Origin of the sequence: Cupriavidus sp. YR651 (assembly GCF_900101625.1) — a bacterium.
Lineage (GTDB): Bacteria > Pseudomonadota > Gammaproteobacteria > Burkholderiales > Burkholderiaceae > Cupriavidus.
This window is the reverse complement of the sequence record NZ_FMYZ01000005.1, coordinates 1-21184: the sequence shown is the minus strand read 5'-3', so window position 1 is coordinate 21184 and position 21184 is coordinate 1. Positions and strand designations below refer to the sequence as shown.

Genomic DNA, 21184 nt, shown 5'->3' with positions numbered 1-21184 from the left:
GAGCCAACCAGCCGCGGGTGCTGCATCTCAAGATAAGAGGCACGAGATGAGCTATACCGCACCTACCAAAGATATGTTGTTTGTCATTCAGGACCTGGCCGGACTGACAAAGATTGCCACGCTTCCCGGTTTCGAGGACGCCACGCTGGAGACGGTCGAGGCCGTCCTCGACGAGGCCGCGAAATTCCACGGCGAGGTACTTGCGCCGCTGAACGCGGCAGGGGACACGGCGCCGAGCAGCTGGCACGACGGCGAAGTGCGCACGACGGCAGGCTTCAAGGAGGCGTTCCGCCAGTTCGGCGAAGGCGGCTGGCAAGGCATCGTCCATCCGACCGAATTCGGCGGCCAGGGCCTGCCCAAGCTGGTCGCCACGCCCTGCATCGAGATGATGAATGCGGCGAACATGTCCTTCGCGCTGTGCCCGCTGCTGACCGACGGTGCCATCGAGGCGCTGCTCACGGCGGGCTCCGACGAACTCCGTCAACGCTACCTGCCGCGCCTGATCGCTGGCGAGTGGACCGGGACGATGAACCTCACCGAGCCGCAAGCCGGCTCCGATCTGGCGCTGGTCCGCACGCGCGCCGTGCGCCAGCCGAACGGTACCTACAAGGTATCGGGCACCAAGATCTTCATCACCTACGGTGAGCACGACATGGCCGAAAACATCGTCCATCTGGTGCTGGCGCGCACGCCGGACGCGCCCGAAGGCGTGAAGGGCATCTCGCTGTTCCTGGTGCCCAAGTTCCTCGTCAACGAAGACGGCTCCCTCGGTGCGCGCAACGACGTCGAGTGCGTGTCGATCGAGCACAAGCTCGGCATCAAGGCCAGCCCTACCGCCGTGCTTCAGTTCGGCGACAACGGCGGCGCCACGGGCTACCTGATCGGCGAGGAGAACCGCGGGCTGGAGTACATGTTCGTCATGATGAATGCGGCACGCTTTGGCGTGGGCGTGCAGGGCATCGCGATCTCGGATCGCGCCTACCAGCAGGCCGTCGCCTACGCGAAGGATCGCGTCCAGAGCCGGCCGGTGGATGGATCGGCAAAGGAAGCCGTACCGATCATCCGGCACCCTGACGTACGCCGCATGCTGACGGAAATGCGTGCGCTGACCGAAGGCGCACGGGCGCTCGCGCTGGTGGCGGCCGGCTACTCGGACATCGCGCACCACGCCGCCGATGCCGAAACGCGCGAGCAATATGCCGCGGCCTATGAATACCTCGTCCCGGTCATCAAGGGATGGAGCACGGAGATGTCCGTGGAAGTGACCAGCCTCGGCGTGCAGGTGCACGGTGGCATGGGCTTTATCGAGGAAACCGGTGCGGCGCAACACTACCGCGATGCGCGCATCCTGCCGATCTACGAAGGCACCACCGCCATCCAGGCCAACGACCTGGTGGGCCGCAAGACGGTCCGCGATGGCGGCGCCACTGCACGGGCCATCCTCGCGCAGATCGACGACACGCTGGCCGCGCTCGCAGAGCGTGGCGCGAACGCGGCGTGCAGTGCGATGTACGCCCGCCTCGGCGCGGCACACACCGCACTGGCCAATGTCGTCGAGTTCATCGTCGCGAAGACGCGCACCGATGCCAACGCCGTGTTTGGCACCAGCGTGGCCTACCTGAAGCTGGCCGGCATCGTGCTGACCGGCTGGCAGATGGCGCGGGCGCTCATCGTTGCCATCGAGAAGCATCACGAAGACGAGGCCTTCTACGGCGCCAAGATCGCCACCGCGGAATTCTTTGCCAACCATATCCTGACCCGCGCGCCGGGCATGGAGGTGGCTATCACCAGTGCCGCCGGCACGGACGGATTCCTTGCCCTGAATGACGCACAGTTCTGAGGCAGCCAGACCAAAATCAGAGACATAGAAGGAAAACAACATGGCAATCGATGGATACAGCATGGCGACGCTTGACGCGTTCGTCGGCCAGGAGTTGGGCGTATCGGAGTGGGTCGAAGTGGACCAGGCGCGCATCGACGCGTTTGCAGACTGCACGAACGATCATCAGTGGATTCACGTGGACGTGGACCGGGCGGGCCGCGAGAGCCCGTTTGGCGGCACTGTCGCGCACGGCTTCCTCACGCTTTCGCTGCTGGGCGGCCAGCTCACCCGCATGGGCATCGTCCCTGACGATGCGAAGGCGGCAGTGAACTGCGGTCTGGAGAAGACGCGCTTCCTGACGCCGGTAAAGGCCGGTGCCCGGGTGCGCAATCGCGTGAAGCTGCTGGCGGCAGAAGACAAGGGCGAAGGCCGCGTCATGCTGAGGACGGAGAACACGATGGAGATCGAAGGGCAGGCCAGGCCGGCCCTGGTCGCCGAGTCGCTGGCATTGCTGGTGGCCTGAGGAGATACGTCATGACAATCACAAAGCAACGTACCAGCAACGCCGGCAAGGGTAGCAAGGCCGGCAAGCCGGCCAGCGTCACCCGGCCGGTCGCGCCCGACAACGGCGGTCCGCTCGTGGCTGGCCTCAATCCCTTCGTGGGCTTGCGTCCGGAGGATCTGATGTCCACGGCCCAGCAGATCGGCGCGCAATGCGTTCAGGAGCCCGCACTGCTGCTTGAGCAGCAGACGCGGCTGGCCGACGACCTGCTGCGCGTGCTGGATGGCACGGCTTCCGCGCCCCCAGCCCGCGACCGTCGCTTCGCGGACCGCGAATGGCACGACAACCCGCTGTACCGCATGCCGCTGCAAGGCTACCTGGCCTGGCGCGATGCCGCGGCCGGCTTTGTCAGCCGATCCGTCATGGATGCGCGCAGCAAGGAACGCGCGCAGTTCTTCACGTCACTCGTGTTCGACGCGCTGGCGCCGACCAATATGCTGCTGGGCAACCCGGCTGCGCTGAGGGAGACGTTCGAGTCCTGCGGTCTCAACCTGCTTTCGGGCATGACCAACCTGCTGACCGATGCCCTGACCAATCAGGGCATGCCTTCCCAGGTCGACAAGAGCGCGTTTCGTGTTGGCCGCGACCTGGCGAGCACGCCGGGGACGGTGGTCTTCCGCAATGACGTACTCGAACTGATCCAGTACGCGCCCGTCACGGCCAAAGTCCACGCACGGCCCCAACTCATCGTGCCGCCGCAGGTCAACAAGTTCTACGTGTTCGACCTCGCGTCGGGCAAGAGCATCGTCGAGTACCTGCTGGGGCAGGAGTTCCAGGTGTTCATGGTGAGCTGGCGCAATCCGACTGCGGCGCAGCGCGAGTGGGACCTCGACACCTACGTGGCCGCGTTGATCGAGGCTATCCATGCCATCCGCGAGATCACCGGCAGTGACGATGTGAACCTGCACGGCGCCTGCGCCGGCGCGATGACGATGGCCGCGCTGATGGGCTATTGCGCAAGCCGTGGCGAGAAGCTGGTGAATGCCGCCACGCTGATGGTGTCCGTGTTCGGCCTGGACGAGCAGTCTCAGCTCGGCCTGTTCGCCACGCCGGAGGCCGTCACCACCGCGCGGCAAAGCAGCCAGGCAAGAGGCGTGCTCGACGGCGAGGAACTGGGCCGGGTGTTCGCATGGATGCGGCCCAATGACCTGGTGTGGAACTACTGGGTGAACAACTACCTGCTCGGCAAGGCGCCGCCGGCGTTTGACGTGCTGTACTGGAACAACGACACGACGCGGCTGCCCGCGGGGTTCCATTGCCAGTTGCTCGACATTCTCTCGGACAACCTGCTTGCCACGCCGGGCGCCTTGACGGTACTCGGCGCGCCGATCGATCTGTCCAAGGTCGACTGCGACAAGTTCGTGGTCGGCGGCATGACCGACCATATCACCCCGTGGCAGGGCGTATTCCGCTCGGCACGCGCCTTTGGCGGACAGACCGAATTCGTCCTGAGCTCCAGCGGCCACATTCAAAGCCTGATCAATCCCCCCGGCAACCCGAAGGCAAAGTTCTTCGTGAATGACGACAGTACGTCTGATCCGGAGGCCTGGCTGGACGGCGCCACATCCACGTCCGATTCGTGGTGGAGCCACTGGAGCCAGTGGCTGAAGCAGCGCTCCGGCCCGAAGCGGAATGCGCCCACTGCGCCGGGCAGCGCCCGTTATGCGCCGTGTGGCGATGCCCCCGGACGCTACGTGATCGAAGCCTGACGCGCCGCATCCCGCAGTTTTTTAGTTTCTCAACGCAACCTGAATGGAGACCATGAAGATGGAATCGACCAACACCGCGAGCACGTTTGCTCCGCACAAGAAGCTGCTGGACTTCGTCAAGCAGAACCGCCTTGACCCCGTGGCAATCCTGGAGTCGCGCCGCAAGGACATCGAGGCGCTGGCCAGTGTCAATCTGACGCTGCTGGGCGGCCTGCAATCGCTGGTTCGTCTGCAGGCCGAGTACCTGTGTGGCACCGCAGCCGATCTGCAATCGCTCGGCACCAAGAAAGAGGGCGATGACGCCAAGACCGTCCGCGTGACCGAACTGCTGCCGGCGACCCTGAACAAGGCCGTGACCAGCCTGCGCGGCCTGACCGACACCGTGTACAAGACGCAGGCCGACAGCTTTGCCGTGGTCGGCAAGCGCTTTGCGGAGAACGTGGAAGAAGCGAAGGGCATCCTCCGCCCCAAGCAGTAAGCGCCACGGCACGGCCTTACCGGGTCGTGCCGTCTCGCCCGTTTCAGGGCAATGCATCCAGGATGACTTGATGACAATAAGCGGTGCCAGCGTTGAATCTGGCCACAAGATGGCAATCCGGACGGTAGACCTGGATGGACAAGTGCTGCGGGTCGGCATCCGGCCCGGCAGCGATGCAGGGCCGCCGCTGCTCATCTTTAACGGCATCGGCGCCAACCTGGAGCTCGTCGAGCCATTCGTCGATGCGCTCGAGGGTGTCGAAGTGATCATCTTCGACGTCCCCGGCGCCGGCGGGTCCCCCGCGCCGTTGCTGCCCTATCGCCTTTCCAACCTGTGCGTGCTCGCCGACAAGCTGCTTGGCCATCTCGGCTATGCAGGACAGGTCGACACGCTCGGCGTTTCCTGGGGCGGGGCGCTCGCGCAGGAGTTCGCGCATCTCTATCCGGAGCGCTGCCGGCGGCTTGTGCTGGCGGCGACGTCGCCGGGCGTGATCATGGTGCCGGGCAGCGTGTCGGTGCTCTCGAAGATGATCGGTGCGCGTCGCTATACCGACCCGGACTACCTGCGCCGCGTGGGTGCCGACATCTATGGTGGCGCGTTTCGCGACGATCCGGCATTGCTGGAAGAGCACGGCCGGCATATGCATCCGCCGCGCGGTCGTGGCTATGTCTATCAGTTGCTGGCGGCATGGGGATGGAGCAGCTTGTTGTGGCTCGGTGCCCTGGGCCAGCCCACGCTGATCCTGCACGGGTCTGACGACCCCATCGTGCCCGTCGTCAATGCGAGGATCCTCGCTTCGCGCATTCGCAATGCCGCACTCCACGTATTCGAGGACGGCCACCTCTTCCTGCTGACGCGCGTCAGCGAAGTGGCACCGGTGGTGCTGCGCTTCCTGCGTCGGCCTCAGGCCTGACGCCGCGGGCGCCCGGATTCCCGGGCGCCCCGCATTCCATATCCCATCCGCTCAGAACTTGTGACGCAGGCCGACGGCCGCGCCGATCATCGTGCTTTGCCCGTTGCCGAGCGCATAGTTGTTGCCCAGCGAAAGGCTGTTGGCGTAGACCGTTGCGAGTGATTCGAGCATCAGGCCGGCGTTCTTGGCGAACGCGGTGCTGACATAGACATCCGTACGCTTCGAAAATGCATAGTTCGCGACGAAGGCGACCTGCCACGGGTTGGCGACCTGCGTGTTGCCGAACAAATTCTTCAGGTTGTCGTAGTTGTATTCGAGCGTGAGGCCCACGGCAGCGGTGGCCTGATAGGTCGCGCCAATCCAGTAGAAATCGTCCCGCTGGAACAGCACGTCCGCCGCGTTCGTGTTCCGCCCCCAGCGATAGCCGCCCATGACCTTGGCCGGGCCGTAGGTGTAGCTGGCCCCGACCACGGCCTTCCTGACGGTGCCGCTGCTGGTGCCGATGGTCGGATTCCACTGGTCATAGCCAACGGTGACGCCAAACGGGCCCGCCTCGTACGCCACGGCGGCGCCATACGCGGTGTCGCGCCGGAACTGGCCGGGGACTTCGCCGTTGCCGCCAATCGGCGTGGCGATGCCGACCGTCGCGGGCAGGGCCACGCCGACGCCGAACGACCAGTGTGCAAGGGCCTTTACCGGGCCGAACTGGCCGGTGTACTTGACGGTATTGTCTTCGCGGAAGTTGGGGCCAGATTGCAGGATGATGGGCTCATACTGCGTGGCATAGGCGGTCGGCGAGTAATTGGCGAGCGCCTCGAACATCGAGGTGTACTGGCGGCCGAAACTGATCTGGCCATAGGGGCTTTGCAGGCCCACAAACGCCTGGCGGCCGAATAGCCGGCCGCTTTGCTGGGAGGTGCCGCTGTCGAGGTTGAAACCGCTTTCCAGGACAAACACGGCTTTCATGCCACCACCGAGGTCTTCGGCGCCGCGCAGACCCCAGCGCGAGCCGGATAGTCCACCCGAACTCATCCGGACGACATCATGGGCGGGCCCGCGATTGAACTGGTTGAACGCCGTGGGCACCACGCCCAGGTGATTGACATACTCGATGTTGGTGTCGACCACGCCGTACAGCGTGACGTTCGACTGCGCAAAGGCTGCCCCCGAGCAGATGGGCAGCGATGCCATGGCAAGGCTCTTCAGTTTCACCTGGTCTCCTCCTGTTTTCCTTCATGGAGATGCGACGCCGGATCATCCCGTAAATCCCATCATAGGAGAGCGCAGGGGAAAGAGGTCAGGTCTGCGCTTGTGCGGCGCGGTGGCTTTCAATGCGACGCAGGTCGGCGGCGTAGTACTTGCGGCCGATCGCGAAACACAATGTGGCGCACAGGCCAGCCAGCGGAATGATCTGCAGGGCGCCGAGCAGGCCGATCCTGTCGGCAATCAGGCCGGTCACGAAGGGGCCGGGCGCCAGGCCCAGCAGGTTGTTGGCAAGCGTGAGCGTGGCGAAGGCAGTCGCGTGAATGCTGGGATGCGTGAGGTTGGCCACCACGGCGCTCGCCGGTCCGGCCGTACCGCCAACCAGCAACATGCCGGCGAAGATCAGGGCCATTTGCGCGGCGCCTGCCGGCGTGTGGAAGGCAGCCACGAGCAGCGTGCAACTGGTGATGCTGTAGGCAATGGCCATCAGCCACTTGCGGGTCGGGGCCTTGCGGGCCACCCAGTCGGTCAGCGCGCCGCAGGCAATCATGCCTGCGCCGGCGGCCAGCACGAAGCCGGCGGCTGTCAGGCCTGCGCGGTCCGTTGCCATGCCGTAGTAGCGCGACAGGTAGCTCGGCATCCACGCCAGCAGGGCACCCGTGACGAGCAGCTGCATGGCGCTGCCGACATAGGCACAAAGAATCGAAGGGGCCGAAAACAGGGCGGATACCATGGGCCGCAAAGCCAGGCGCTTGGGTGCCGACGCGTCGCCTTGTTCCTCGCCGATCCGTTCGCGCTGCGCCTTCAGGCGCGGCTCCGTCACCACGAATCGAAACACGGCCACCAGCACCAGTCCGAAGATGGCCATGGCGGCAAACGCCCAGCGCCACCCGAGGTGGGCGGAGAGGGTGCCGCCGAGTGCCATCCCCAGCACCGACCCGAACGGGCCGCCGGCGATGAACGCCGCGCTCAGGCTGGATCGCAGTCGGCGGGGAAACACCGACAGCACCATCGCAATGCCCACGCTGCCATAGGCGGCTTCACCGATTCCCACGAACAGCCGGGCGATGAACATTTCGCCGAAGTTGGTCGCCACCGCGCAGCCAAGCGTCGCGAGGCTCCACAGGCCGGCCATCAGCATGAGGCTTCTGACGCGGCCCCAGCGGTCGGCCAGGACCGACAGCGGCAAGGTCAGGACGCCCACCATCAGCGCAACAATGCCGCCAAGCGCGCCCAGCTCAGTATCGGTCAGCGTCCATTCGTGCTTCAGCAGCGGAAATACCGCATTGAGCACCTGGCGCGACATGTAGTCGGAAAGCAGCAGGCCAAAGCCGAGTGCGAAAACCACCCACGAGTAGTAATGGATACCGACTGGCCGGTCCGGATTGGCTGTCATAGTGGGAAGTGTGGAACGTTGGCCGTACATGAATACCTCAGAAGGAACATTTTGACGACTCCCGGCTACTGAGCCGAGGCGCTGCCGCTCCCTTCCAACGGCACTTGCCGGGCCGGTCGCAACTGAAGCAAGTATCTAGTATCAGTAGCGTCCGGTTTGATCATCCGGGACATGCATTTTGCTTTCTGGGACAGTTCGGGAAAACCTCAGGCCCTTGTTGTGGCGTTGTCGTGGCCGGTCAGCATCGCAGGTTTTCGCAGGTCTTCGCAGGTCTTCGCCCGCGCCGATTTCGTCACGTGCGCCGGTAGCGATTTTCGATGCGCTGGGCGGCGGTAATCAGACGCGGCCGCACGACCGAAAGGAACTTCTCCGCCGTGATCGTCCGGGCCGGCGCGGCGGCATTGATGACAATCGGCGGCAAGGTGCTGCCCAGTTTCAGCGGCACGGCGATCCCGTTGATTTCCTTGTTCCAGTCGCCAAAGGAAGTCACGCACCCCAGTTCCGCAATCTCGACGGATGCTTTCGCGATGCCTTGCTCGATGGCCGGCCAGTTGGCCTCGTTCAGCGCCTGGAGCCGTCCCATGACACTGCGGCGTTCGGTAGCGCTCATCATCGCGATATGCGCCCGGCCCATCGCTGTCGTGCCAAGCGGCAGCCGGCTGCCGATGTCGAGATTGAGAGTCACGGCGGTGGACTGGCTCCGGCGGCAGTCGATATACAGGACGGACAGGTCTTCGCGAATACCCAGCGAGATCATGGATCGCGTACTGTCGGCCAGTTCCTGCAGCAGCGTCTCGCTGGCCTCGCGCAGATCCAGCCGCGAATGCGCCACGTGGGACAGCGTAAGCGTGGCCAGGCCGATGCGATAGCGGCCGAGGTCGGGGATGTGGTGCAGAAAGCCGAGCGTGGTCAGGGTATAGGTCAGCCGGGTCACGGTGGACTTCGGCAGGCCGCAACGGTGAGCGATTTCAAGGTTGCTCAGGCGCTCCTCGCTGGAGTGGAAGGCTTGCAGGATGCGCAGCCCCCGCGCGAGGGCCTCGACGAAGTTGCGATCGGCACCTTCCCCGATGATGGACGTCACGGCATCGGCGTCCGCAATGGTGTCGGTGGAAGGCTGCTCCTGTCCCGATCTCTTCAAGTTGACCCTCCCGAAGGCTGATAGCGTTCGCGCATGGCGCGCTTGTCATACTTGCCGACGCTGGTACGCGGCAGTGCGTCCACAAAGTGTATCGCCTCCGGAATCGCATATCGCGGAATCCGACCCGACGTGACGTAATCGCCCAGATGCTTGCGGAGGGCGCTGGCATCAAACCAGCTCGGGGTTGCGATTTCCGTGACCACGATCGCCATCGGCCGTTCGCCCCACCGCGCGTCCGGCACGGCGATGACCGCGGCCTCCCTGACATACGGGTGCTGGCAGATCAGGTCCTCCAGCGTGCCAGATGACAGCCATTCCCCGCCGCTCTTGATGACGTCCTTGAGGCGGTCGGTAATGCGCAGGTATCCATCTGCGCTGATGACGCCGATATCGCCAGTGTGAAGATACCCGCCACGCCAGAGGTCCTGCGTGGCCTGGTCATTCGCCAGGTATCCCGGCGTGAGCCACGGCGCGCGCAGGACAACCTCTCCCTGAGCCTGGTTTCCCGGCGGCAGTGCGTGCATCGATTCATCCACGATTTGCATGTCGACCAGCGGCAAGGCCCGTCCTGCGCGGGTGCGGGCGGCAAGCGCCGCGTCGAAATCCCCGGCATCGCCGGCATCGTCGCTCTCGTTGATATCGGCGATGGCCTGGACCTGGTGCGAGGCGGTCACGAACGGAGCGGTCTCCGACATGCCATAGCCCGCAAACGCATCGATGCCATGTTTCATGGCCCTGCGGGCGAGGTGCGTGGAGAACGGCGCGCCACCGACAATGATCTTCCAGCCGGACAGGTCGCTCTGGTCGGTCTGGTCGGTCTGGTCGGACTCCGCACGATCCAGGATCATCTGCAGGAGGGTCGGCACGCAATGGGAGAACGTCACGCCTTCGCGGGTGCGCAGCGTCAGCAACATCTCCGGCGTATAGCGCCCGGGATAGACCTGCTTGACGCCCAGCATGGTCGCCACATAGGGCATGCCCCAGGCGTGGACGTGGAACATCGGGGTGATCGGCATATAGACGTCTTCCCGGTGAAACCGGCCATGGCTGCTCGTGCCGAAGGCGACGCACACGGCAAGCGTGTGGAGCACCAACTGCCGATGGCTGAAGAAGACGCCCTTGGGCAGGCCCGTGGTGCCACTTGTGTAGAACTGGGTGGCGCGGGTGTTCTCGTCGAAATCGGGGAAGACGAAATCCGGCCGGCTGCCGGCGAGCAGGGCCTCGTAGCCATCGGCGGCGGTGCCGTCATCGCCGTCATCGAGGATCACCATGGCCGCCGCGTCGACCACACCGCGCAGGGAGGAGACGAGCTCAAGGAAATCGCGGTGTACCAGAAGGACTTTGGGCTTCGATTGCTCCAGCGTGTACTGGATCTGCTGCGGGCTTAGCCGAATGTTGGCGGTCATCAGCACGGCACCCATCATCGGCACCGCAAAAAAGCCTTCCAGGTACCGATGGCTGTCCCAGTCCAGGATGGCGACCGTATCGCCGTGGCCAACGCCCAGCGATTGCAGCCCGGACGCCAGCCGGCCAATCCGCTCGCGCAGCCCGCGGTAGGTGTATCGGCAGATGTCGCGATAGACAATGGTCTGGTCAGGCGTCTGCGCCAACGGCGTGAGCAACAGTTGCTTGATCAGCAGTGGGTACTGCGCCCCCGGTGGCGACGCGTGGGTGTCGCTGGCTTGCATTCCAAGTCTCCTGTGTGGCGTTCGGAAGTTCAGGGTTGCCGCGCGGTGGTCTGGCGCTGCGCATGGACGAAGTTCGTCAGGACCCGCGCCAAGGCTTCCGGTTGTTCCAGTTGTGGCCAGTGGCCGGCGCCAGATACTTTCGCGACGGCGCCTTGTGCAAACCGTCGCGCCGTTGCCTTGATCAGATCCTCTGTGAAGAACTTGTCGTCAGTGGCAATGCAGAGGGTGGGGGGCTTGATTGGCGATGGAGACTCGCCGTCGGGATGCCCCCCAGTCCACGCATGCAGCTGTGCAATTGACTCGTCGCGGCGGGTGGCAAGCGTGCCATCGACCAGGATCTCCAGTCCTTCCTGATCGAGCGCCACCGCCAGGCCTCGCTTGCCATCGGCGATGACGCTGCGGTCGGTCAGGCCGGCCCGCGAGATGAAGCGCTCCATGACCGGCGGCGGCAGCGCATAGCCGCCCAGCGGGGCGGAGGTGATCAGCACCAGCCCCGCCAGCCGATCGCCAAGCCGCCGCGCCACCAGTTCGGCAATCTGCCCGCCCATGCTGTGCCCAACCACGACAACGCGCGCCGATGGATTGACGCTGGCCTCCTGAATCTGCGCCATGACGTGGCTGGCGTATTGCTCGAGCTGTTGTGCGGAGGTCGCTGCCGGTGGTCGGTCGGATTTCAAGGCGACGGGCAGGAGATGCCAGCCCGGCAGATCCAGCCGGCCGATCAGGCGATCCCAGACTTTCGGCCCGTCGAGATAGCCATGCACGAGCACCACGATGCCGTCGGGCGTGGGCATGTCATGCGGCGTGGTCATGCCGGTGCTCCGGGCTTCAGATGGGTCCGGAACCAGTCGAGCGCCGCCGAGCTGGAGGCCTCGAATTCCTTGCGATAGGCGTCGAAATGGCCGCCACCGATGATCTGCAGGCGCTTCGGCTCCACGGCGCGCTCATAGGCGGCCAGCGCCAGATCCGTGGGGGTTACCACGTCGTTTTCCGCCACCACCATCAGCAGCGGCTTCGGTCCAATGCGCGGAATCCACTGACCCGGCTCATACATCTGCGACAGCTTCGACGAGCGTATCGTGACATACTCGCTTGGCTCCACGCCGTCCGGAATCTCGTAGGCGTCGTGGAATGCCAGCATGTCCGTGGAACGGTAGACGGCGCGTACCGCAGGGTCGAGGCTCACCACGCGCTGCAGCATCGGTGGCTCGCCGCGCAACTGCGCACGCTCGTCTTCATTGAACAGCGCTTGCTGGGCCGCGCGGGCATCCGGCGGCACGCGCCGGAGGCTTTGTTCGTATCCGCTGACGATCGGCACCTGCGCCACGACCACGCGCAGGCGGGCGTCGGTAGCGGCCAACACCGTGGCATGCCCGCCTGCATAGCTCGTGCCCCAGATGCCGAGGCGATTTCTGTCGACGCCATCGAGCAATTCGAGATAGCTGATGACACGGCGCCAGTCCGCAATTTGCTGCCATGGATCGATATCGCCGCGCACCGCGCCGCCGCTGAGCCCGAAGTTGCGGTGATCGTGGACGATCACGACGAAGCCGGCTGCGGCGAATCGCTCGGCGTACTCGCGCAGGCCACGATACTTCAGGCCGGAGAAGCCGTGCGCCATCGTAATCGCGGGAGCCGGGCCGGTGACGCCGGTTGGCCGGAAGACCCAGGCATGGAGTTCAATACCGCCCTCGGCGGGAATGTAGTGTTCTTCTGCTTGCATCGGACGCCTGCCTTTATTGACCGTTGAATGAGATGTCCGGCCGGGCCACGCCGGCCTCGATCGCCTGGATGGCGGAGCTCACGCCGCGCTGCACGTCGTCGGTAGCCAGCAGCACCGAGACGTGCTCGATCATGGCCTCGTCGGCACTGCGCACACCGCCGGCGGACCACGCCGCCAGCACCGACTTGGTCACGGCGTGGGCACGCGTGGGGCCGGCGGCGAGCGCTTGCGCATGGGCCAGCGCAACGTCCGCGAGCTGCTCGTCGGGCACCACCTTGGCGACGATGTTCAGCGACAGGGCTTCCGCCGCCGTGATTTCTTCGGACAGCATCACCAGCCGCGCCGCCACGCTGCGTCCGCTGCGTTCGGCAATGCGCTGGACCCCACCCGCCAGCGGCGATACGCCCAGCGTCGCCTCGGTAAAGCGGAACCTGGCGGACTCGGCGGCGATGATCAGGTCGGTGTGCAGCGCGAATTCGAAGCCGCCGCCGTAGGCCCGGCCATTGACTGCGGTGATGGTGGGAATCGGCAGCGATTCAATCGCGTTCAGGATGCCGTTGGAGTAGCCGAAGCGTTCGCGCCGGGCGGCATGGGTTTCCAGATGGGGCCACTCGCGAAAGTCGCCGCCGAGGCAGAAATCATCGAGATCGCTGCGAAACAGCATGCATCGGGCGCCCTCGCGGACGGCCTGGCGGACCGCGGTTTCCAGCTCGGCATAGAGCGGCCGGGTCAGGCGGTTCTGCGGCGGCCGGTTGAGCGTGACGATCGCCACGCCGTTCTGCAGTGCGTACCGCACCAGTCCGGTTTCGGTGGAAGGCTTCATCTTGATTTCCTCGTGCTTTAGAGCTTCAGACGGTTTCCCAGATTTCGCTGAGCGAGGTCTGGTCGGTCAACGTGCTGGCCACGGTGACCACGCGCCAGCCTTCGCTGGTGCGATGGATGTCGAAGTGGACCGCGCGGCGCTCGATCTCACTTTCGTCAGCGCGGCGGCGTGACCAGATCACGTCGATCGATCCGGCGTTGCTGTTGTAGCCCTTGACGGCGCGGTCCAGGACCACGGTGTGGGTGTACTGCTGGGCCTGCAATGGCGCCTGGTTCGCGCGCAGCAGTCCGATGACCTGGTCGCCGGTCAACAGGCATTTGGTCATGTTGACCGATGCGGCGTGCAGGGGCGCGCCCCAGTACTGCAGGATGGCGTCGTCGCTGGTGGCGGCGTCGGCACCCATCCGGACCCAGTCGGGCAGGTAGGTGTCGAAGAACCAGCTGTTCATTTCGCGCACTGCGGTGCGATCAGCGGTCGTGGCCGTGGTCTGGGTCTTGGTCGTTTCGGGGGAGGTCATGTTGCGCGCTCTTGGTGAGGGGGAGCTAGTCGAGCTTGGCGCCGGACTGGCGTACCACTTCCTTCCAGATCGGCGCCTCGCGTCGATACGTCGCGGCGATGTCTTCGGGCCCCTGGTAGCTGGGCGCCCAGCCCAGGTCGCGGATGCGCTTCTGCACGTCGGGCTTGCGGAGGGCCTTGTCGATTTCGCTCGCCAACCGGTCGACCACGGGCGCCGGCGTGCCGGCGGGCGCGGCGACGCCAACCCAGCCCACGGCGCGGAGCAGCGGGTCACTGATGCCGGTTTCGCTCAACGTTGGCACTTCAGGTAACGCGGTGAGCCGCGCCGGACCAGTGACGCCGATCGCCTTCAGCCGCCCGGCCGCGATGAACTGTGGCGCCTGTGCGCCCGTCACGAAGGAAACCTGGATGTTCCCGGCGACCAGGTCGTTGATCATTGGCGATTCCCCGCGATAGGCAACGTGCGCCATGTCGCCGCCAAGCAGGTCGTTCAGCCGGCTGGCACTCAGATGGGAAATCGTGCCCACGCCCCACGATCCGTAGGACATCTTGCCCTTGTGCGACTGCACATACTTGCGTAGCTCGGCGATGTTGCTGACTTCAAGGTGCGAGTTCACGACCAGCACCAGCGGGGCTTCGGCGACTTTCGCCACCAGCTTCAGGTCTTTTTCAGGGTGGTAGGGCAGCTTCGTATAGAGAAACTGGTTGATCATCAGGTTGGAACTCAGCGCGACGGTCAGCGTGTAGCCATCGGGCGGTGCCTTGGCCACGGCATCCACGCCGAGGTTGCCCGCCGCACCGGTACGGTTGTCGACCACCAGCGGCTGGCCCAGCGCCCGGCCCACCGGTTCCGACAGGGTGCGCGCAACGATGTCGATGGCCCCGCCCGCCGCGTACGGCGCCACGACCTTGATGGGTCGGGAAGGGTAAGACTCCGCGGCGAACGAGAATTGACCGAGGGCCAGCAGTGCGGTGCCGAGCAAGCCGGCGCACGCGGGGCGCAATTGCAGATGCATGATGGTCTCCGTTGGGTTTTGTTTTTTGGGGGGCGGCTTACATCCAGCTGAGGATTTGTCCGCCATCGATGGGAATGACGGCGCCTGTCATGTAGCGGCCAGCTTCGGAGGCCAGCAGCAACGTGGCGCCGTCGAGGTCGGACGGCTCGCCAAAGCGGCGCATCGGGATGCGCTTGAGGATGCCGTCCTCGATGCCGCGTTCGGCGAACTCGGCCTGCATGTCGGTCAGGATGTTGCCCGGCGCCAGCGCGTTGACACGCACCCCCTTGCTGGCCAGTTCCAGGGCCATGATGTGCGTCAGGTGAATCAGCCCGGCCTTGGAGGCGCCATAGCTCGACATCTGGCCGCCGGCACGCAAGCCCGACGAGGAGGCGATATTGATGATGCTGCCGCTGCCGCGCGCCGCCATGCGACGGGCGGCCTCCTGGGCCATCAGGAAGGCGCCCTTGAGGTTGGTATCGAAGATGCGCGATACCTCGTCGTGGCTTTGCGAGATGAAGCGCTCGACGTAGATCACGCCGGCGTTGTTGAACAGGATGTCGATCGGCTGGCCGAGCTGGCTCTCGGCTTCCTGCCAGGCGGGGGCGATGCGGGCCGGATCGGTGACATCGAGCGGGACAGCGCATGCCGTGTGGCCCTGTGCGCGGAGTTCGGCGACAACGGCATCAAGACGATCGGCACGCCGCGCGCCCAGCGCCACCGCCGCGCCGGCTTCCGCCAGTGTGCGTGCCGTATGCAGACCGATGCCGCTTGAGGCACCGGAGATGAATGCGGCTTTGCCGCTCAGATCGAAGCGTGACATCGGGTGGTTCATAGGGGGCCTGATTTCCATGCCCGGCGTTGACGGGTCTCCGGGAGTCGGAGCCCGTGAGCGGCGGTGTGGAGAGTCTAGGTTGGGGTCGGCCCGCTCTCCAACGTCGCGTTCCGCTCTGCGGTCTGAAGTTGAGCGCGCCGTGAAGGCCGGGCTGCGGGGGAATCCGTGAACGCGGGCATGCTTCAGCGCGGAAGCGACGTGAACGCCGGGGTGACGGCCCGCTCAACGGATCGCGAAGCGGCTCCTGAAGGCGCTCCAGTTGCCGAAGGCCATTGAAGGCCAACTGGTCGACGTGGGGGCAAGCATCGGCATCCGCAGAACGGCGCAGACGTGGCCGTGCTGCTGCGTCGCGCGGATATCGCGATGTACGCCGCCAATGGGATGTGATTGAATCTGGCGAAACGACCTGGCAGCGCGGTCCGCCATCGCGCTTTCGTGACTACTCTTTGGACTCCTGCCGAACGCTCGGCATGCGGTGCCGCACAGGCTTACGCCGTCCACTCCTGCGCCGGATTGCAGGCAAGATAACGCGCCGGTTCGGCGATGCCGAGCCGCTCTCGCGCCGCCTCGATCGGCTCGCGAAGCAGCTTCTCGTAGTCCTCGCCGAGCAGCCAGCTTGCCCGGCGGCCCAGGCGGTAGCCTTCCAGCACCGCGCGGGCGAAGGCCAGGCTGCCGGTCACGCGCAGGCTTTTCAGCGAGGCCGCGACGGCGATGAAGGCCCAGCCGGTGCCGCCGGTCTGCGCGTAGCTGAACGCAACCAGCGCGGCCTCGCCGAGGCTTTCGTCGGCGCGATAGCCGGTCAGCACATGCCAGATGTCATGGATGTCGCGCGTCCGGCGGCCAAACCACATATAGGCGTCCTCGATCAGCGGCTCCTGGTTCAGGTTGGATACCTGGGCCAGGCCGTCGGCGCTGTAGCCGGTCTTTTCGAGGAACGCGCGATAGGCGGCGCCGACCGTACCCGGTGCGAAGCTGGCGATGTAGGCCGGATCGGTAAGGCGCTCGGCCAGTTCGATGCGCTGATAGGCCAGCCGCCTGCCGTCGGGTGTGCTCAGCAGCCGGCGGTAGTTCTTCGGCATGGCAGGGCCGTTCATCGCCCGCATGATGCGGAACACCTGCTCGGTGTCGTTGCCGTCCGCCAGCAGCTTGCGCACGGCGCGGAATGCCGTGAGCAGGTCGCGCCTGTAGGGATCGATACCGGTTGAAGCAGCCATGGCAGGGTTCCTTTCAGTCATCACGATCAGGCTCAGGCGGGTACCGCGTCGCCCAGGCTTGCCGCGGCGGTACGCACGAAATCGACGCTGGCGTCGACGGCAGTCACGGGCAGCATGTGCCCGCCGGTGACCAGGGTCAGTCTGGCGGCCGGCACCTTGGCGACGAACGCTTCACCGTTCATCCGGTAGTCGAGGATGCGGTCTTCGCGGCCAAACAGGATGCTGACCGGCACGCGCAGTTCGCCATAGCGCGGCAGCAGCGGCGGCAGGCTGTGCGCCACGCCGATCAGGTCTTCCGACGCGCCGATGAAATGGCTGGGCCGCAGTGCAAGCAGGCCGCCACCGCGCGTGGGGAAGTCCGCCGGCACCGCGTCGGGGCCGAAGACGATATTCATGACTTGCTCGCGGCGGCGGATCGACATCGGGATGACAAGCGTCCAGGCGATCAGCTTGCGCATCAGCGCGCCTTGCACCGTCATCGCCTTGAATACCGGCGACACCTCGCCCGGGGGATGCGTCAGCGGGGCGATCAGCGCCAGGCCGCCGACGCGTTCGGGGTAGTGGGTGGCCAGCGCCAGGGAGATGGCACCGCCGAGCGAATGGCCGACCACGAGCGGTTTTTCCAGCCCCAGCGTGTCGATCAGCGCGGCCAGCGTGTCGGCCTGCGCGCGGAGGTCGGCGGGCGAACCGGGCTCGCGCGTGGAATAGCCTGCGCCGGGGCGGTCGACGGCGATGACGCGGAAGTCGCGCGACAACGGCGCGATCATGCCGTAGTCGAAGTTGCCAAGCTGGCCGGACAAGCCGTGCACCAGCAGCACGGCGGGGCCCCGGCCACGTTCGACGATATGCAGGCGCGCGCCGGGCACATCGACGAACTGGCCGGCGGGTGGCAGGGCGGCCTCGATCTTGCGCGTGGTGCGCCAGGTAAACAGGAAGAGCAGGGCGAGCAGCGCCAGTAGCGGCACCGCGATGACAAGCGCGAGAATCAGGAGGGCGTTCATGGCTGGGCTTCTGCGATCGGCTCGTTGTTTGGCATCGTGGCGGATTGCGTGGGGTCGAACCGGAGCACGCCGTCGTCGATGCGGCCGTGACGGATCGTCAGCATATCCATCAGGTAGTTCTGGTAGACCCGCCAGGGCTTGCGATGCCCCTGCCGGGGCAGCACCGTGGCAGCACGCTGCACGTAGCCCGAGGTGAAATCGAGGAACGGCACCGCCTGTATGTCAGGGTCAATCTGTGGCATGGCGTAGCGGTAGCTGCGGCGATCCATGAACCGGAGCAGGCGGCAGACGTACTCGGCGGTCAGGTCTGCCTTCAGCGTCCATGACGCATTGGTGTAGCCGAAGGCCAGCACAAGGTTCGGCACGTTGCTCAGCATCATGCCCTTGTACGCGAGCGATTCCGACGGGCGGCGCGGCTGGCCATCGACGCTGAGCGCGATGTCGCCCAGCATGTTGAGCTTCAGCCCGGTGGCGACCACGACGATATCGGCGGGCAGCGTCTTGCCTGACTTGAGAAGGAGGCCAGCTTCCGTGAATCGGTCGATCTGGTCGGTCACCACCGACGCGCGGCCATCGCGGATTTCGCGGAACAGGTCGCCATCGGGGACCAGGCAGACGCGCTGGTCCCACGGGTTGTAGCGCGGGGTGAAATGCGTATCGACATCGAAACCGGGTTCGAGCTGCGCGGCGGCCAGGCTGACCAGGCGCTGCTTGACCTTTGCCGGCCGACGGCGCGCCAGCTGGAAGAAGAACATGCCCAGCAGCACGTTCTTCCAGCGCGTGGCGCGATAGGCCAGGTGCTCGGGCAGCACGCGTCGCAGTTGCTGCGCGATGGCATCTTCGCCGGGGCGGGTCACGATAAAGGTGGGCGAACGCTGGAGCATCGTCACGTGCGCGGCGGTCTGCGCCATGGCTGGCACCAGCGTCACGGCGGTGGCGCCGCTGCCGATCACCACCACGCGCTTGCCGGCATAGTCGAGCGAGTCGTCCCAGAACTGGGGATGCACCATCTGGCCGCGGAAGTTTTCCTCGCCCGGGAAGGTGGGCCGGTGGCCTTCGGCATAGCTGTAGTAGCCGGCGCAAACGTACAGGAACCGGGCGCGCAGCCGTATCCGGGTGCTGTCCGTCGCGCGATCGACCTCGACGGTCCAGCAGGCTTCCCGGCTATCCCACGCCGCGCTGACGACCTTGTGGCCGAAGCGGATGTGGCGGGTAATGCCGGCTTCCTCGGCGGTTTCGCGGATATAGGCCAGGATCGACGGTCCGTCGGCGATGGCTTTGGCGCCACGCCACGGCTTGAATCGGTAGCCCAGGGTGTACATGTCCGAGTCCGACCGGATGCCCGGATAGCGGAACAGGTCCCAGGTGCCGCCCATTGATTCACGGGCCTCGAGGATCACATAGCGCTTGCCGGCGCAGCGCTGCTGCAGCTGCCGGGCGGCGCCGATGCCGGACAGGCCGGCGCCGACGATCAGGACATCAAGGACTGCGTCACTGGAAGAGGGGGCTGTCATGACGGAAATCCGAATCGGGGATGTATTTGACAACATAGGTTGTCAGACGCAATCTGACAATAGGGAATGTCATAATGGCTTCCATGACTGCCGAGCTAGCCCCCGCACGCCGCTACCGCGGCGCCGAAGCCGACGAGCGCCGCGCCCAGCGTCGCGCCCAGCTGATTGCTGCCGCCGTGCAGGTCTATGGCGAACGTGGCTACCAGAACGCGACCGTCAAGGCCGTGTGCGAGGCCGCTGGCCTGACCGAGCGCTATTTCTACGAATCGTTTGCCAACAGCGAGGCCTTGCTGCTGGCATCGTTTGAAACGGTCACGCAGCTGTTGCTGCAGAAGATCGAGAAAGCGGGGGAGGCGGCCGGTGGAGATGGCCAGCACCGGGCACTGGCGATGCTGCGCACGTACTTCGGCACGCTGCAATGTGAACCGCGCTCGGCGCGGGTGTTCCTGGTGGAAATCCGTGGCGTGAGCCGGCCGGTGGATGCCGCGCTGGGCTTGTCGCTACGCGAATTTGGCGGACTACTGTCGCGCGCGCTGTTGCCGGGCGAAGCCGAGCCCGATCCGATGCTGCTGGCCGGCGTGGCAGGCGGGATCATCCACGTGGCGCTGCACTGGATCCGCCATGGTTACTCGCCCGATGTCGACACGGTGGCCGCCACGGCGCTACAGCTGGCGCTGGTGCTGAAGCGCGGCGCGGACTGAAGCCGCACCGCCTATATCCGATCAGCGATCCGCCGATCGGCCGCCCGCCAGCGCTGCGGCGGCATTCACGCTTTTGCGAGTGCGACAGCCGTGACTATGCGGTGGTCGCCACGTCGACCGTCCCCGATTCACTCCGGAGTTCCCTCCGGTAGCGGTTCAGGTCCTGGACCGTATCAAACGTGCGCTCGAACAGCAGCGACATGTTGTGCAGGATCCGTTCGATCACCTTCTTTTCCCAGCCTTCGTCAAAGCGGATCTGCTCGTCGAGCCAGTGCTCGAGCCAGTCCGGGTCCGGCAGGCGCGACTGCACCGTGTCGCGGGGGAACAACGCCTTGTTCACGTGCAGGTTGGTCGGGTGCAGCGGCTTTTCCGTGCGGCGGGCCGATGCCATCAGCACGCCGATTTTGGCAAACGCCGCGCGTGCCGAGTCGCCAAACTGGGCCAGGTACTTCTTCATGTAGCGCAGGTACGCGCCGCCGTGGCGGGCTTCGTCCTGGGACAGCGTGCGGTAGATGTGCTTGATCACCGGTTCCGAGTGCCATTCGGCGGCGCGGCGATACCAGTGGTTCAGGCGGATCTCGCCGCAGAAATGCAGCATCAGCGTTTCCAGCGGCGGGGCCGGGTCGAACTCGAAGCGCACGGCGTGCAGCTCCTCCTCGGTCGGCACCAGGTCGGGGCGGAAGCGGCGCAGGTACTCCATCAGCACCAGCGAGTGCTTCTGTTCCTCGAAGAACCAGATGCTCATGAACGCCGAAAAGTCGGAATCGTGGCGGTTGTCGCGCAGGAACATCTCCGTGGCCGGCAGGGCGGACCATTCGGTGATGGCATTCATGCGGATGGTTTTCGCCTGGTCATCGGTCAGCAGACTGGCGTCGAAGGAATCCCATGGGATGTCCTTGTCCATGTGCCAGCGGACCGATTCCAACGATTTGAACAGTTCGGGGTAGAGCATG

The 21184-nt window shown here is 65.4% G+C and carries 20 protein-coding genes; 6 read left to right on the top strand and 14 right to left on the bottom strand.

The features are described 5' to 3' along the window. Nucleotides 1-46: 46 nt before the first annotated feature. From BLR29_RS15175 to phaZ, 5 genes are all read left to right on the top strand, one after another. Nucleotides 47-1840 (top strand): acyl-CoA dehydrogenase, encoded by a 1794-nt coding sequence (locus tag BLR29_RS15175; RefSeq protein ID WP_092137856.1) that lies wholly within the window; start codon nt 47-49, stop codon nt 1838-1840. 40 nt (nt 1841-1880) lie between these two features. After that, nucleotides 1881-2345: a MaoC family dehydratase gene (locus BLR29_RS15170; RefSeq protein WP_092137855.1), complete on the top strand. Its 465-nt coding sequence runs from the start codon at nt 1881-1883 to the stop codon at nt 2343-2345. Nucleotides 2346-2356: 11 nt separating this feature from the next. Then, entirely contained in the window at nt 2357-4093 is a 1737-nt protein-coding gene (locus tag BLR29_RS15165; protein ID WP_092137854.1) for an alpha/beta fold hydrolase, read from the top strand. A gap of 58 nt (nt 4094-4151) precedes the next feature. Beyond that, a complete protein-coding gene (locus BLR29_RS15160; RefSeq protein ID WP_092138231.1) occupies nt 4152-4571 on the top strand; it encodes a phasin family protein in 420 nt (139 codons plus the stop codon). A gap of 70 nt (nt 4572-4641) precedes the next feature. Next, complete coding sequence (phaZ, locus tag BLR29_RS15155; protein WP_092137853.1) at nt 4642-5484, top strand: poly(3-hydroxyalkanoate) depolymerase; 843 nt, start codon at nt 4642-4644, stop codon at nt 5482-5484. Nucleotides 5485-5535: 51 nt separating this feature from the next. Here the strand turns inward: phaZ and BLR29_RS15150 are convergent, their stop codons facing one another. From BLR29_RS15150 to BLR29_RS15085, 13 genes are all read right to left on the bottom strand, one after another. Beyond that, on the bottom strand, nt 5536-6696 hold the full coding sequence (locus BLR29_RS15150; RefSeq protein ID WP_092137852.1) for a porin: 1161 nt from the start codon (nt 6694-6696) through the stop codon (nt 5536-5538). An 85-nt stretch (nt 6697-6781) separates the two neighbouring features. Further along, complete coding sequence (locus BLR29_RS15145) at nt 6782-8083, bottom strand: MFS transporter (protein ID WP_255371265.1); 1302 nt, start codon at nt 8081-8083, stop codon at nt 6782-6784. Nucleotides 8084-8375: 292 nt separating this feature from the next. Then, on the bottom strand, nt 8376-9221 hold the full coding sequence (locus BLR29_RS15140) for an IclR family transcriptional regulator (protein ID WP_092137850.1): 846 nt from the start codon (nt 9219-9221) through the stop codon (nt 8376-8378). After that, nucleotides 9218-10909, bottom strand: coding sequence for a fatty acid--CoA ligase (locus BLR29_RS15135; RefSeq protein WP_092137849.1), 1692 nt, complete (start codon nt 10907-10909; stop codon nt 9218-9220). Before BLR29_RS15135 ends, BLR29_RS15140 begins: the two co-directional genes overlap by 4 nt. Before the next feature lie 29 nt (nt 10910-10938). After that, nucleotides 10939-11721 carry an alpha/beta fold hydrolase gene (locus BLR29_RS15130; protein ID WP_092137848.1) on the bottom strand — a complete coding sequence of 261 codons (783 nt, stop codon included), beginning with the start codon at nt 11719-11721 and terminating at the stop codon, nt 10939-10941. Further along, the gene (locus BLR29_RS15125) at nt 11718-12632 is read right to left on the bottom strand and encodes an alpha/beta hydrolase (protein WP_092137847.1); all 915 of its coding nucleotides are present in this window, start codon (nt 12630-12632) and stop codon (nt 11718-11720) included. The genes BLR29_RS15130 and BLR29_RS15125 overlap by 4 nt, the downstream gene beginning before the upstream one ends. A 13-nt stretch (nt 12633-12645) precedes the next feature. Next, nucleotides 12646-13455, bottom strand: a complete 810-nt coding sequence (locus BLR29_RS15120) for an enoyl-CoA hydratase/isomerase family protein (protein WP_092137846.1) — start codon at nt 13453-13455, stop codon at nt 12646-12648. Between the two features lie 25 nt (nt 13456-13480). Then, nucleotides 13481-13972 (bottom strand): DUF6841 family protein, encoded by a 492-nt coding sequence (locus tag BLR29_RS15115; protein WP_092137845.1) that lies wholly within the window; start codon nt 13970-13972, stop codon nt 13481-13483. Between the two features lie 25 nt (nt 13973-13997). Beyond that, nucleotides 13998-14987: a Bug family tripartite tricarboxylate transporter substrate binding protein gene (locus tag BLR29_RS15110; RefSeq protein ID WP_092137844.1), complete on the bottom strand. Its 990-nt coding sequence runs from the start codon at nt 14985-14987 to the stop codon at nt 13998-14000. Between the two features lie 37 nt (nt 14988-15024). After that, entirely contained in the window at nt 15025-15789 is a 765-nt protein-coding gene (locus BLR29_RS15105) for an SDR family NAD(P)-dependent oxidoreductase (RefSeq protein WP_255371264.1), read from the bottom strand. Between the two features lie 500 nt (nt 15790-16289). Continuing rightward, nucleotides 16290-17015, bottom strand: a complete 726-nt coding sequence (locus BLR29_RS15095) for a Coq4 family protein (RefSeq protein WP_092137841.1) — start codon at nt 17013-17015, stop codon at nt 16290-16292. Between the two features lie 32 nt (nt 17016-17047). Next, complete coding sequence (locus BLR29_RS15090; RefSeq protein ID WP_092137840.1) at nt 17048-18016, bottom strand: alpha/beta fold hydrolase; 969 nt, start codon at nt 18014-18016, stop codon at nt 17048-17050. After that, a complete protein-coding gene (locus tag BLR29_RS15085) occupies nt 18013-19530 on the bottom strand; it encodes a flavin-containing monooxygenase (RefSeq protein ID WP_092137839.1) in 1518 nt (505 codons plus the stop codon). Before BLR29_RS15085 ends, BLR29_RS15090 begins: the two co-directional genes overlap by 4 nt. 74 nt (nt 19531-19604) lie before the next feature. On the opposite strand from BLR29_RS15085, the gene BLR29_RS15080 reads away from it, so the two are divergent. Beyond that, nucleotides 19605-20231, top strand: coding sequence for a TetR/AcrR family transcriptional regulator (locus BLR29_RS15080; RefSeq protein ID WP_092137838.1), 627 nt, complete (start codon nt 19605-19607; stop codon nt 20229-20231). Between the two features lie 94 nt (nt 20232-20325). Here the strand turns inward: BLR29_RS15080 and BLR29_RS15075 are convergent, their stop codons facing one another. Further along, the gene (locus BLR29_RS15075; RefSeq protein WP_092137837.1) at nt 20326-21183 is read right to left on the bottom strand and encodes a ferritin family protein; all 858 of its coding nucleotides are present in this window, start codon (nt 21181-21183) and stop codon (nt 20326-20328) included. Between the last annotated feature and the right edge of the window lies 1 nt (nt 21184).